Below are 13,560 nucleotides of genomic sequence, written 5' to 3' on the forward strand. Positions count from 1 at the left end.
TGCTTTATTGAACACTGCTTATTGATTTGATATATATGTATACATTAATTACCCCAAATTTTTCCTTTTCACCTGTAAATCCTGTTATTTCATTTACCGCTTCCCTGATTTGTTTTTTCAATAAATCAATACCTGCAGGTGTCGTTAACTCGAATCTTTCTTTGCTTAGAAAAATTATGCTCAACGCATCCATTATTTCGTCATTTTTTTCAGCAACTGCTGCACGACAAGGTTCGCTACCAACGAGAAGTGTTAATGAATCGATTACAACAACATCTCTTCCACCCTTTAACATAAATGTTTGAAATTTTCCAGCTTGAATCACAACGGCTTTGATTTGAGTTGGAGCTGTTACCTGTTGTTGTTCTTGTTGTTGTTGTGGTTGTTTATTTTGGCCAAGAAGAAAGAATACTGCTAAAGTAACGACCAACGAAACTATCAAAGGTATTCCTACCAACTTTAAAATTCCCATTATCGGATTAGGTTTTTTACCACCTTGTTCTTGTTGTTGTTCCATTTCTTCTGGCATCTTTATCCACCTCTCGTTTCTCTTTTTATCATTATTTCGATTTTCCTATGTTTTCTCCTTGTATTTTCTATATCATCATTGTATTTTGACGTAATTTGTGCCCTTTTTGTTTGATATTCTTCTAATGATATTTTACCATTTGCATAATCATTTTGAAGTTTTGAAATATCAAAATCAAAGTTTGCTTTTAAAGATTTCAACTCCTTGTTAACATCTACATCGCCTTTTCCAATTGGTACAAATCTGTCTGGAGCATAAAAATAATCAATGTCAAACAATCCAGAGCGAATATCAGCAAGCCTCAATACGTATCTTTTTTGTTTAAGTTCAGTGAGCATGAAATTAACAACGGTAGAGGCACGTGCGCTACTTAAATGCCAATTTGATGGGTATATCGAATCAGGCGTCAGAGGTCTATCATCGGCATATCCGCGAACTTCAATAATATTTGAAGTGTGTTCGATTATTACCGCTCCTAACTTTTCAATAATTTCTTTGGCTTCTGCTGTAAGTCGTGCACTTGCTGGTTCGAATATTTTAAAATTTGTCAAAGTTATTAAAGTACCTTCATCTTTGTCTTCTATAGTTATTTTTCCCTTATATTCTTCTGAGATTCTTAATAATTCTTGATAAACCCCTGGTTTACTTGAGATAAGCGCCTCTTCGCTAAGTGTTTGACCACCTGTCAAAACACTTGGTGGATTACCTTTTAACGCAACGGTTATACCTACAACTACCTGTTGGAATTTACCGGGAGTTATTGTCGACATTGAGAATAACAAAACGAAGAACGTCAAAAGTAATGTAACCATATCTCCATACGTATTAAGCCATTCAGGAACGGACTTACAAACACACTTTTCCTTTTTAGCCACTAAGCACCAGCTCCTTGGACTTGTGCTTCATACTTTGTCCTTTCCTGAGATGGTAAATAAGATTTCAACTTTTCCTCAAGCACTCTTGGGTTTTCCCCAGCTTGTATAGATATGATGCCTTCTAAAATCATTCTTTTGAAAACTTCCAAATCAGCCGCCCTTTTAGCAATTTTTTCTGCAACTGGTATTCCAACAATGTTAGCAAGGATAGAACCATACAATGTTGTTATAAGCGCAACCGCCATCGATGGTCCCAACGTTTCAGGGTTGTTCAAACTTTTAAGCATTTGTATAAGACCAACCAAAGTACCTATCATTCCAAATGCTGGTCCAAATGTTCCAAGTGAGTCAAAAAAAGCTTTTTGGTCCATCATTTCTGCTGTTGCCATATCAATTTCGATTTCCATCATGTTCCTCAAAACTTCGGGCTCAGTTCCATCAACGACAAGTTGAATGGCTTTTTTAAAATATGGATCTTGGATTTCTTCTATGTTAGCCTCAAGTGATAGTAAACCTTCCCTTCGAGCTTTTTCGGAAAAACTAACAAGCGTTCTCAACGTGCCAACGTAATCTATCTTTGGCTCTTTTATAGCTCCCATTATAACTTTTACTATACCAAAAACAACATTCTTTTTGTTTGCTGTAATGGCAGATGAAATAGCACCACCCACTGTAATTACTAATGATGGTATATTAATAAATGTCGCAAAGTCACCTGAACCACTTATTATACCATAAACCATCATTCCAAATCCTAAAACAACACCTATAAGAACAGTTATATCCACCAAACATCACCTACCGTATGATACATATAATGTTTTTTCGATTAAACTATTCTTCTGAAGGTCTTGGTGGTAAAATTATTTTTTTCTTATACTCAAGCACTCTTTTTACTACTTCTTCAACAGGTTCGGCAACGATGTATTTTTTTCCATTAAATAATGTAATTGTCGTATCCGGATTTGCTTCTATCTTCTCAATGTATTCAGCGTTCAAGTAAAATTCTTTTCCATTAAGTCCTGTAAGTCGAATCATAATTATCCTCCGTATATGATTCTAAGATATTTTAAGCTATTTTCATTATCTTCTGAGGTTTACAACCTCTTGTAGAATTTGATCTGCTGTTGTTATTGTTCTAGCGTTTGCTTGGAAACCTCTTTGAGCAATTATCAATTTTGTGAATTCTTCCGAAAGATCAACATTTGACATTTCAAGCGCACCTGCTACAAGTGAGCCAAAACCACCTTTGCTTGGCTGACCTATCCTTGCTGTACCACTATTTGCACTTTCACCGTATAGTGAGTTTCCAAGTTCTAATAAACCTGCTGGGTTGTTAAATGTTGCAAGTGCTACTTTTCCAAGTACGTCAACAAGTCCGTTTGTGAACGATCCGATTATGTCACCATTTTCTGATATTGAGAAAGATTCAAGTACCCCTTGTGCATTACCATCTTGGTTTTTTACGAATGCATCGGCAAGGGCTGCAAATTGAGTCATACTGTTTAAATCAAGTTTTATCTTAACAATACCGTCTCCATTTTCGCCAGCATTGAACAATATAGCATCTACATTTTCACCTTCCGAAATTCTACCAGTTGATGGATCAAATGAATTAACTCCAAGAAGTCTACCAGTTTTATCGAATCTTAATACTCCACAAGTACCACCGGTGATTTCGGTTGCTGTATCATAATTAGATAGGTATTTTATGTTTTCACCAGATGCGCTTCTGATTCTAAATGCCCAAGCATTTTCATGGTTTCCATACACAGATGCAAGTTTCACAAAATCGATATAGAGTGTGTATGGATTACCTAACGAATCGTAAACTTGGGTTGATGTTGTGTAGAACGGGGATTTAAATGAAACAACAGAGAAATTAGTTGGATTATCTGCTTCATAGAATCTTGGCTCACCAGCACCTGGTATTGTTATCATATCAACCTTTGAAGGTTGATATATTTCGTCGATGTAAGAATTACCACTTATAAAATTATCATCGTATATCGTATTTGCACCGTTTGTTAAAAGTACGTTATAAGTTCCTATAACATTTCCGGAAACGCTGTCTCTTACTGTTCTTATAACACCGTATTTTCCTTGAGTATATTCAAATGATATACGACCATTAGCACCATCAGTTGTCGCTGTTACAACTTCTGAACCAAAGACTTTACCGTTTATCATAACCTTTACCCTATATTGTGTTCCTGGGGTCAAAGCTGCATCTGATATACTCTGAGTCCCAGAACTTGTTATATTTTGTGGTGCTATAGCCACAGGTGTTCCATCAAGGTTTTCAACTACGTATTGAACTGTAAAATTATTTGAAAGTTGACCATTTGCTGTTGATGCTACTGTTTGGTAATCAAATTGCATATCAAGTGGAACCACTTCTTGTGTTGACGCGGCAATTTCTACACTGTAAGTTTGACCATCAACAAGTTTTTCAGATGTTATGGCTTCTGTGACCGAACCATTTAAAACGTTCCTTGATAATGTGTCAACAATTTTTCCATTGCTATCTCTGATAATAAACAAATAGTTTCCGTCTTGTTGTTGAATAGGATTAGTTAAGGTCAAAGCTCCACCGGAAGCTGTACCCGATAATTTTTGTTTAATTGCTCCAGCATTTACAACATTACCAAATTTGTCAAATTTTATATAAACTTTCCCATCTACTTTATCGTCCAAATTCGCATCTATTTTCCCTAAGTACACTTGATAATCGCTAAAAGTATCTTGAAGTGCTCCAAAGTCTCTTTCAAACGAAACTTTCGTGTTTATGGTTCTACCACCGTAACCGTTTATTGCAATGACAAATTTTTCAGGGCCAACGCGCGCATCCAAATTGCCGGCCATGGTCATTCTTGTTGTTTGCTTGGCTGCCATACTTAATCCGGAAGAAATTTGTATGTTACTAATGGGCTTATTAGTATCAACGTACCTTCTTCCAGACATGGGATCTACTTCTGCAACCCAACCTTGTAATTTTAACCCTGTTGTTGGTTGAACAATGGTACCGTTCAAATCAAGGTCAAAGTTACCGGCACGTGTGAAAAATTGTCTTTGCCCGTTTGAAAGTATAAAGAAACCCTCGCCTTGAATTGCTAAGTCTGTCTTTTTACCAGTATTTTGGAAACTTCCCTGGTTCATTATTTTATCGATAGAAGCTACTCTTATACCGTAACCTATCTGTTTTGGGTTTGTTCCACCTGTATTGTCTGTTGCTCTTCTTGACATATCGAGAATTTGAGAAAAGTTAGTTGCGTAGGTTACACGTGCGCCTTTAAAACCTATTGTATTTACGTTTGAAATATTGTTGCTCACTACATCAATTTCCTGTTGGAATCCTTGTAAACCTGAAACACCACTGTAGAGCGATCTCATCATACATAGTTCACCCCTCTATAAGATTTTTATTATTTTACGCATGTATTTCGGAAATTTCGGATATGTCATATATTTTGTTGCTAACTATAACATTTATTTTATTTCCATCAAATTGAACACCTGATACAATTCCACTCTCAACACTTGGGATTTCTTCATATCCGCCATCTGGAGTTGTTTTTAATATCTTAAATGTGTATCTACCATCTTTTACTTTTGTGCCATTTTCGTCTTTTCCATCCCAAGCGAAGAGTTGCATTCCTGCCTCAACTTGACCAATTTTCTCTTCTTTTATTAATTTCCCGTTTGAATCAAATATTTTTATTACAATGTTCGCTGGAGAATCTAAATTAAATACTTTTGATTCGGGGACACCGTTTTCAACATTGATAACATTTGTTTTCACAACTGCGGTCTTACCAATCATAGATACAGCTTGCGTTCTGTAAAGTTGAGCGGCGGTGTCAACGAAACTTTGGACCGATTTACTCATGTTCATAACCTGCTCAAGTGATGATAATTGAGACATTTGAGCTATGAAGTCTCTATCCTTCATAGGCTCGAGAGGATCTTGGCTCTTGAGTTGTGTGATTAGCAACTTTAAAAAAGCTTCTTTATCTAAATCTTTTTTCGTGGTTCGATCGGTTGACGTTGAGAATAGATTAGACATCGAGTTTACGTTCATCATCATCTTCAATCACCTCTTCGTAGGTGTATTTTCTTTTTTGATTTTCTTCATTTCGTTGTTGTTGTGAATTTTGATGGTCATTTCTTTCATGTTCGTAATATTTTTCTTCTTCCTTGGTTTTAATCTCTACATTTTTTACTTCAAGATCTAAGTTACTTAATCTATCACGCAAGATGTGTATATTCTTCTCGATTGTATCTTTAGCTTTTTCATTTTCTGCTATGAAAAGAAGTGTTATTTGTTTACCTTCTTTTCTCATTTCTATATCGAGATTTCCAAGATTTTCTGGTAACAATTTCATTTGGACTCGTTCCTCAATTCTATTTGATAATGAAAATTCTCTAATCTTTTCATAAATTTGCTCAAGGTTTCTTGAAGATTGAAGTCGTTCTGCTAACTCAAACCTATTAGTTTGAGTAGTAGATGATACGTCATTTTTTTGCTCTAAATTTCTGTAAGTCATTTCCGCAAGTCTTTCTATGAATTTGTTTGAAACTTTTGGTCTGTCTTCATAATTTGATTTTTCAATATCTGATTCCATTTTTTGCTGATTTTTATTGTTGTACTCAATCTTTAGAGATTTTACTTCTAAATTATTTTTCGATGTTTCGTAGGTGTTATTCCTTAATTCATTTTGAAAATCATTTTTAGAATTGTCAGAATATGGGTTTATTTGTGAATTTTTTGAATTATTTAAATTACCACTTGAAAAATCTGTAGAATTTTTGATAATGGTTGAATGTGGATTAATAATAAAAGTAGGGTCACTCGTCTTAACGCTCGTTTGGAAAGATGATTTTGAGTCTGTATATTTGGTGTTTTTAATATTTAAATTTTCTAAGTTAGCTATATCTACAATGGCTTTAAGTTGAATTATCGATTTTGAAAGATCTGAAATTATTTCATTGTCTTCATATTTCTCTTGGACATTTTGTGCAAGATTCTTAGGTTTTATATTAGTATTTACACTTAAATCTAGAATATTTGAATTTTGTTGTTTCTGTTCCTGTTTGGTGATTTCATTAACATAGTTGGCAACATAGTTGAGAATTGTTTTATTTTTTAGATTGCTTTGATCTGCTTGGTTGGTTTGGGATGACATATTGAGATTATTAAAAGCAATAACAATATTGTTTATTTCATTTAGTACATTTTTGATGTCATTGTTTGATGTTATCAAATCGTTTTGCTTAACATAGTTTTCTTTTTTGCCATTTGAACTTTGAGATTGGTAGTTAACGTTGATATTGATATTACCAACTTTAGTGTTTTGAATCGTATCTTTTTGTGTATTAGATGAGGTTGATATATTGGTAATATAGCTTGTTGAAAATTGCGAAATGTAATCTTTCTTATTTTCATTTGTTGTTTTTTGGTTAGGTTGCTTAATATAGTCTTCTTTATAAATTATTTTTGATTTTTCTTTTGTGAGTGTTTCTGGAGAATTGGTGTGGATTTTCTCAAGTTTATCTTGTGAGCTATTGACTTGAATATAAGCTTCTTGATTTTTGTTTTCATTCGACTTTTCTAATAAATTCTCATTTTTCTGTGGGTTTTTGTTTGAAGCTACTTTTACTTGATTATTCTGTATATTTTTCGTTTCATTTTTTGGGTTTTTGGTTTCAGAATTATTGCCATAACTTTTTGGAATTCTATTGACTAATTTATCCATATTCTCTTTTGTGTATTTTTGATTATCAAGCACAAAAAAATTATCTGTATTTTTATCTAATACAGACTTATTATTTGACTTTTCCATAACGCCATTTTCTTTTTTAGGATTTTTATCAACGTTTTGAGTTTCTACTTTTTCTGGTTTTTCTGGTGTAATATTTATCTTTGAAACTTGTTTTTGATTAGGGATTTGTAATTTTTCCTCTGCTTTTTCTGTAAGTGCGTTATAATCGTTTTGTATGATAGCACTTTGGTTTGTTTGCGTTTTTGGTTCAAACCTTTCGGAAGAAGCAATTAGTATGGGCTTGCGGTCTGTTTTTTCAGTTTCACTTTGTAATTTTGATAATTCCTTATTTAAAAATTCAATATCTTTTTCCGTTAACTTAATTTGTTGTTCCATTTCAACACTATTTTCTTCATTTTTATCCTCGTTATATATTTTCATCGGTTCCATTTGCTCAGATTTTTCAGTGATTACATTTTTTTCTAAGGTTTCTTTTGTAGTATTCTCCATTTCTTTAGAATTTTCATTACTTTTTAAGATATTTTTATTCTCAAATATGCTATCTATTTCATTTTCATTTTTTGCCTTATCGACTTGCAATTTATTAATTTCAGAAGAATTCTTTTCAAGTTTATTAGCTTGAATGTTTTGTTGAACACTTTGATATTTTTTAGTTTCTTCTTTTGTGGAATTTAGCTGTTCTATTATTTCCTTAAGAATTTCTTCAAATGGTTTATTACCATATTCTTTTTGATTTTCTAATTTTTTTAATATCTCATTGGCAACCTCTGGTGGTTGAGATTGAATCAACTTTGTTAAATTTACAATGTTAATCAAAATCTCACTCCCTTGTTTATTATTTCTATAAATAGTTGTTCGTCGTTGTCTTTAATGTCTTTAAGTAACCTAACCATTGTTTGGTGGTCGACGTTCGATAGTAAATAAAATACTAAATCCGGTCTTGATTTTATCTTCAAGATAAAATTCCAGAGTTCCTCATAACTCATTTTATTCAAGAAAGAAGATAAACCTTTACTAAAACCACTGAGCGTAACTAATTCTGCTTCTGTATTTACCAAATCGGAAATTGTGTTTTTTAATTCTTCTATTTTGAAATCTATATCGCTTATTATTTGGTCTACTCCTCCCATTTTTTCTAAAACTTGAGCTGCTTTTACAGGATTTACTGCTGTAAGTTCTTGTACCATTTCTGCCCTTACATCGGGAGCTAGTTTTGAAAATACAAGCGCGAGTGTATCTACTGACATATTATCTGCGTTCATAAGTCTTCTCAACTGTGCCGCATCTGAATTCACAAATGTATCAACTATGTCTTGCAATCTTTTTAGACTAATCGTATCTTCAACCTTGCTTATTTCTTCCTTAAGCTTTTTTTCCTTCCAACTTTCCTCTATAGCCTTTATTGAATTAATCAAATTATCGACTTTGGCTTCTTTTGATGAAAGTTCTTTTTCTCTGTTTTCGATTTCTTTTATTTTTTCCTCTAGTTGTGCACTGTAATTTTCATATATTTTTTCGAAATACTCTCTAGCGGTCATTACTTCTAAACCTTCGTAATTTATAAAATTTTTTACAAATGGTATTTTGGAGAAAAGATAACTCACATAACTTCTCCACCCTTGGAATACACTTGCGCCTTCTCCGTAAATTTGTTTTTCAAGGAAAGTTGAATAACCGTATAAAAATAATATAAAGACAAGAGCTATAGCGAAAATAATACCGAAAAGTATAGTTAAAATTTTTGCTCTTTTTTGCATAAATTCACCTCGAATTGCTCCTTTCAATTTAACTTTTTAGACTTCTCCACATTTAATTTTCTTGCTTCATACCGTTATTTCCTAAAAGATTAGGAAAATAAAAAACGGGCTGAAAAATCAGCCCGTTTGAAATAAATTATGATAATTATTATTATTCTTCAGCTTGTTCTTCAAGATATTTCTTACGTTCGGCTATAATTTTTTCTTGGATATTTGGTGGAACAACGTCGTACTTTTCAAATTTCATAGTAAAGTATCCTCTACCACTTGTTATTGATGAAAGCCTTCCTTGGAAATCTAACATTTCCGCAAGTGGTACTTCTGCTTTTACAACGGTAATACCTTTACCCGCAGGTTCCATTCCCATAGGTCTTCCTCTTCTTGAGCTGATATCGCCCATGACATCTCCCGCATTTTCATCTGGTGTAAATACTTCTACGTACATCACAGGTTCAAGTAAAACAGGCTTTGCTTGTTGCATACCTTTTTTGAAAGCTTGTATAGCGGCAATTTGGAATGAAATATCTGAAGAGTCAACTTCGTGGTATGAACCATCGAAGAGTGTAACTCTGACATCGACGACAGGGTAAGCCGCCAATACACCTTTCTTCATAGCTTCTCTAATACCTTTTTCAACGGATGGAATAAAGTTTCTTGGTATAACTCCACCAACGATCTTATCAACAAATTCAAAACCGGTTCCTCTTTCAGCTGGTTCGAGCAATATTTTTACGTGTCCGTATTGACCATGTCCACCAGATTGTTTTTTGTGTTTGTGTTCGGATTCCGCTCTACCTAAAATTGTTTCTCTGTATGCTATCTTTGGTTTACCAACTTCGACATCGACACCAAATATGTTCTTCAATCTTTCAACCATTACGTCAAGGTGCATTCCACCGATACCTGAAATAACAGTTTCGGATGTTTCTGGGTCAAATTCCCATGCAAACGTTGGGTCTGAATCGGCAAGTCTGCTAAGACCGTTACTGATTTTATCTATATCTGACTTTGATTTTGGATTGACACTCTTTGAAATCATTGGTTCTGGATATTCTGGAGAAATTATCGTAAGTTTTCTATCTTTGTGTGTTATTGTGTCTTTAACTCCGCTATCCTTTAATTTTGGAAGAACAACGATATCACCACATGAGACTTCTTCTATTTCATATGTTTCCTTACCTTTTGCAAAGTATAAGTGGCCTGCTTTTTCTTGAGTCCCTCTTGTAACGTTGTTGAATGCATCTCCAGGTTTCATATTTCCAGATATTATTTTAATAAAACTCAACTTACCAACAAATGGGTCAACAACCGCTTTAAATGTGTATCCTACAAGCGGATCTGTTTCCGATGGAATTATTTCTACTTCATCGCCACTTTCCAATTTCGCTTTGTAAGGTTTGACTTCAAGAGGTGATGCACCTAGTGCGTTAATCGCTTTAAGTAAGAAATCAACTCCTATGTTTTTCTCAGCTGAACCTGCGAAGATAGGTACAATTTGTCTTTCAATAAAACCTTTTCTCAAAGCATTCCAAAGCTCTTCCGCAGATATTGGTTCTTCTGCAAAATATTTTTCCATCAACGCATCGTCAAGAGAGACAATGTCTTCCATTATTGACATTTTAACTTCTTCTACTTTGTCTTTCAAATCTGCAGGGATATCTGTTTCTTTGGCCTTTCCATTTTCATATATATAGGCTTTTCCTGATAGTAAGTCAACGATACCTTTAAAACTTGCTTCTTGACCTATTGGGTAAACAACTGGAACTATTTTAGCTTCAAATCTTTCTTTCAATGAAGCAATGGAATTATCAAAGCTTGCTCTTTCTTTATCCATTTGGTTGACAAAAACCATAATGGGCTTTTCCATTTCATTTGCTAGAGCCCATGTTCTTTCTGTTTGAATTTCAACGCCAGCTGTTGCGTTTACAACACTTAGAACGTTTTCTGAAACAAATACCGCGCTTATAACTTCACCTATAAAATCACTGAAACCCGGTGTATCAATCAATGTAATTTGTTTGCCTTCGTATTTAAATGTTCCAACATGCGAGTTAATACTTGCTCCTCTTTGGACTTCAATAGGATCTGAATCGATATCTTTTTTTGTTACGTTAAAACCTCCGAGGTTTAACGCGCTAACCATTAAAGCAGATTTACCGGAACCGTTATGCCCTACAAGCACTACTGTGCGTTTATCCTTCGCAACCATTTCCCCACCTCCAACAGTTTATATAGTTAGAATTAAAAATAAAATGTTAATAACTATCTTATGTATTTTACCAGATTATTTATCTTTTTTCAAACATCCGTTTAATTTTTCAGAATGAAGGATAAAGATTAAGTTCAGTATTTTATAATGTAATGTATGTTTATTGTCCCAACATCGTTCAATTTCCTTATATTTTGTAGAATTAAATCGAATTTTCTTGTGATTTCATTGGAAAATAAGTAAAAATTGCCGGGTAAAATTACAGGTTCAATGGTAAGATGGATGTCAGTAACTATACCTTCATTTAGAAATTGAGTGAAAACACTTTGACCACCAATAACGCAAATATCATTATATCCCATCTTATTTAATGTTTCAACCGCCTCACGAGAACTACAAGATAGTATTAAATCAGGTTTATAATCTAAATTTTCAAAATATTCAATTGTTTTTTTAGTCAACACAACATTAAATCTATTAGGGAGTTTTTTTCCAATGCTTTCAAATGTCTTTCGCCCCATAACTACAACGCCAGAACTTGTGGTAATTTCTTTAAATAAAGCCTTATCTTCTCTACTCCCCCAACTAATGTCATCGCTTTCCATTGTAGCTATAACACCGTGGATATCTGTGACAGCTAAAAGCCTTACGCGCATAGCTTCACCTACTTTTTGAAAATATATTCCAATTAATTTTACCATAAAGAATGAAAAAGCGCCGAGGAACATTTCCTCGACGCTGTTATTATTAATATTTTTTAAGTATTTAGTATTAATATTCTGGCATTTCAGGTGCTGCTGGTTTCTTTTCTTCTGGTTTTTCAACTACGAGCACTTCTGTTGTAAGGAGCATACCCGCAATTGATGCTGCGTTTTGTAGAGCGCTTCTTGTAACCTTTGCTGGGTCGATAATTCCACGTTCGTACATGTTACAGTATTCACCTTTAAGGGCATCAAAACCGTATGCTACATCATCTTTTGAAAGTACGTTGTGGATAATTATTGCACCATCGTAACCTGCGTTGAGAGCGATTTGTCTAATTGGTGCTTCGAGAGCATTGTAGACTATTTGAGCACCGAGTTTTTCGTCACCGGTAAGTTCATTGAGAACTGGTTCAAGAACTTTTCTTGCTCTAAGTAATGTAATTCCACCGCCAGGGACGATACCTTCTTCAACAGCTGCTCTTGTTGCGCTGAGTGCGTCTTCAATTCTGTGTTTCTTTTCTTTAAGTTCTGTTTCTGTTGCTGCACCAACCTTAATTACTGCGACACCACCAGCTAATTTTGCCATTCTTTCTTGGAGTGTTTCTTTTTCGTATTCGCTTGTTGTTTGCTCGATTTGTGCTTTGATTTGTGCAACTCTCTTCTTGATTTCTTCTGGCTTGCCTTTTCCGCCGACAATTATTGTTTCGTCTTTCTTAACTCTTACAACGTCTGCTCTACCAAGGTCTTGGAGTGTGAGGTCTTCGAGGTTAATTCCAACTTCTTCGCTTGCTACAATACCACCTGTGAGAATTGCTATATCTTGTAACATTGCTTTTCTTCTGTCACCGAAGCCAGGAGCTTTAACTGCTACGGTGTTAAGTGTTCCCTTGAGTTTGTTGAGAACTAACGTTGTGAGAACTTCACCTTCAACATCTTCTGCGATAATTACAAGTGGTCTTCCTGTTTGAGCTACTTTTTCAAGAATAGGGATGAGCGGTTTAACGTTTGAAAGTTTTCTATCTGTGATGAGTATGAATGGTTCATTGTAAACGACTTCCATCTTTTCTGGGTCTGTTACAAAGTATGGTGAGATGTAACCTCTGTCGAATTGCATACCTTCTGTAAATTCAACGTAAGTATCAATTGTTTTGCTATCTTCGACTGTGATAACTCCATCTTCGCCAACTTTTTCCATTGCTTCTGCGATTAATTTACCAATTTCTTCACTATTTGCACTGATTGATGCGACGTGTGCGATATCCTCTGTGCTTGAAAGTTTCTTTGAAATTTTCTTAATCTCTTCAACAACCTTTGATGTTGCTTTGTCGATACCTTTTTTAATCAATATCGGATTTGCGCCAGCTGCTACCATCTTGAGTCCTTCTTTAATCATCGCTTGAGCAAGAACTGTAGCCGTTGTTGTACCGTCACCAGCAACATCATTAGTCTTGCTTGCAACTTCTTTAACAAGTTGTGCACCAAGATTTGCAAATTTGTCTTCTAATTCAATTTCTTTTGCTATAGAGACACCATCATTTGTAATTGTTGGGCTGCCCCATGATTTTTCAATAACAACATTTCTACCTTTTGGACCCAATGTAATCTTAACTGCATTAGCGACTGCATCTACACCTGCTTCTAATGACCTTCTTGCTTCTTCACTGTATCTTAATAACTTTGCCATATCTCACACCTCCTTGAAT

Annotated in this window: 11 protein-coding genes; all 11 read right to left on the bottom strand. The window is 34.4% G+C overall.

The genetic code is table 11. The features are described from left to right. Window positions 1-4 precede the first annotated feature (4 nt). The 11 genes from FNOD_RS07985 to groL all read right to left on the bottom strand — a co-directional run bounded on the left by FNOD_RS07985 (window position 5) and on the right by groL (window position 13,541). A complete protein-coding gene (locus FNOD_RS07985) occupies window positions 5-529 on the bottom strand; it encodes a flagellar basal body-associated FliL family protein (RefSeq protein ID WP_011994681.1) in 525 nt (174 codons plus the stop codon). A gap of 2 nt (window positions 530-531) precedes the next feature. After that, window positions 532-1,404, bottom strand: a complete 873-nt coding sequence (locus FNOD_RS07990) for a flagellar motor protein MotB (protein ID WP_011994682.1) — start codon at window positions 1,402-1,404, stop codon at window positions 532-534. Next, window positions 1,404-2,192 (bottom strand): motility protein A, encoded by a 789-nt coding sequence (locus FNOD_RS07995; protein ID WP_011994683.1) that lies wholly within the window; start codon window positions 2,190-2,192, stop codon window positions 1,404-1,406. Before FNOD_RS07995 ends, FNOD_RS07990 begins: the two co-directional genes overlap by 1 nt. 46 nt (window positions 2,193-2,238) lie before the next feature. After that, the gene (locus tag FNOD_RS08000; RefSeq protein WP_011994684.1) at window positions 2,239-2,442 is read right to left on the bottom strand and encodes a flagellar FlbD family protein; all 204 of its coding nucleotides are present in this window, start codon (window positions 2,440-2,442) and stop codon (window positions 2,239-2,241) included. 45 nt (window positions 2,443-2,487) lie between these two features. Further along, on the bottom strand, window positions 2,488-4,800 hold the full coding sequence (locus tag FNOD_RS08005; protein WP_011994685.1) for a flagellar hook-basal body complex protein: 2,313 nt from the start codon (window positions 4,798-4,800) through the stop codon (window positions 2,488-2,490). 34 nt (window positions 4,801-4,834) lie between these two features. Beyond that, a complete protein-coding gene (locus FNOD_RS08010) occupies window positions 4,835-5,491 on the bottom strand; it encodes a flagellar hook assembly protein FlgD (RefSeq protein WP_011994686.1) in 657 nt (218 codons plus the stop codon). Then, on the bottom strand, window positions 5,463-8,003 hold the full coding sequence (locus tag FNOD_RS08015) for a flagellar hook-length control protein FliK (protein ID WP_011994687.1): 2,541 nt from the start codon (window positions 8,001-8,003) through the stop codon (window positions 5,463-5,465). Before FNOD_RS08015 ends, FNOD_RS08010 begins: the two co-directional genes overlap by 29 nt. Next, window positions 8,000-8,944, bottom strand: coding sequence for a coiled-coil domain-containing protein (locus tag FNOD_RS08020; RefSeq protein WP_011994688.1), 945 nt, complete (start codon window positions 8,942-8,944; stop codon window positions 8,000-8,002). Before FNOD_RS08020 ends, FNOD_RS08015 begins: the two co-directional genes overlap by 4 nt. A 151-nt stretch (window positions 8,945-9,095) precedes the next feature. Continuing rightward, window positions 9,096-11,153 (bottom strand): elongation factor G, encoded by a 2,058-nt coding sequence (gene fusA, locus FNOD_RS08025; RefSeq protein ID WP_011994689.1) that lies wholly within the window; start codon window positions 11,151-11,153, stop codon window positions 9,096-9,098. Window positions 11,154-11,287: 134 nt separating this feature from the next. After that, window positions 11,288-11,809, bottom strand: a complete 522-nt coding sequence (locus FNOD_RS08030) for a dihydrofolate reductase family protein (RefSeq protein WP_041257230.1) — start codon at window positions 11,807-11,809, stop codon at window positions 11,288-11,290. 115 nt (window positions 11,810-11,924) lie between these two features. Continuing rightward, the gene (groL, locus tag FNOD_RS08035; RefSeq protein ID WP_011994691.1) at window positions 11,925-13,541 is read right to left on the bottom strand and encodes a chaperonin GroEL; all 1,617 of its coding nucleotides are present in this window, start codon (window positions 13,539-13,541) and stop codon (window positions 11,925-11,927) included. Between the last annotated feature and the right edge of the window lie 19 nt (window positions 13,542-13,560).

The sequence above is a fragment of the Fervidobacterium nodosum Rt17-B1 genome, assembly GCF_000017545.1.
Classification (GTDB): Bacteria; Thermotogota; Thermotogae; order Thermotogales; family Fervidobacteriaceae; genus Fervidobacterium; species Fervidobacterium nodosum.

Excerpts from the sequence above, each read along its gene's own strand:
- FNOD_RS07985 (WP_011994681.1), bottom strand. The coding sequence starts at position 529 with ATGCCAGAAGAAATGGAACAACAACAAGAACAAGGTGGTAAAAAACCT.
- FNOD_RS08000 (WP_011994684.1), bottom strand. The coding sequence starts at position 2,442 with ATGATTCGACTTACAGGACTTAATGGAAAAGAATTTTACTTGAACGCT.
- FNOD_RS08005 (WP_011994685.1), bottom strand. The coding sequence starts at position 4,800 with ATGATGAGATCGCTCTACAGTGGTGTTTCAGGTTTACAAGGATTCCAA.
- FNOD_RS08010 (WP_011994686.1), bottom strand. The coding sequence starts at position 5,491 with ATGATGATGAACGTAAACTCGATGTCTAATCTATTCTCAACGTCAACC.
- FNOD_RS08020 (WP_011994688.1), bottom strand. The coding sequence starts at position 8,944 with ATGCAAAAAAGAGCAAAAATTTTAACTATACTTTTCGGTATTATTTTC.
- fusA (WP_011994689.1), bottom strand. The coding sequence starts at position 11,153 with ATGGTTGCGAAGGATAAACGCACAGTAGTGCTTGTAGGGCATAACGGT.
- FNOD_RS08030 (WP_041257230.1), bottom strand. The coding sequence starts at position 11,809 with ATGCGCGTAAGGCTTTTAGCTGTCACAGATATCCACGGTGTTATAGCT.
- groL (WP_011994691.1), bottom strand. The coding sequence starts at position 13,541 with ATGGCAAAGTTATTAAGATACAGTGAAGAAGCAAGAAGGTCATTAGAA.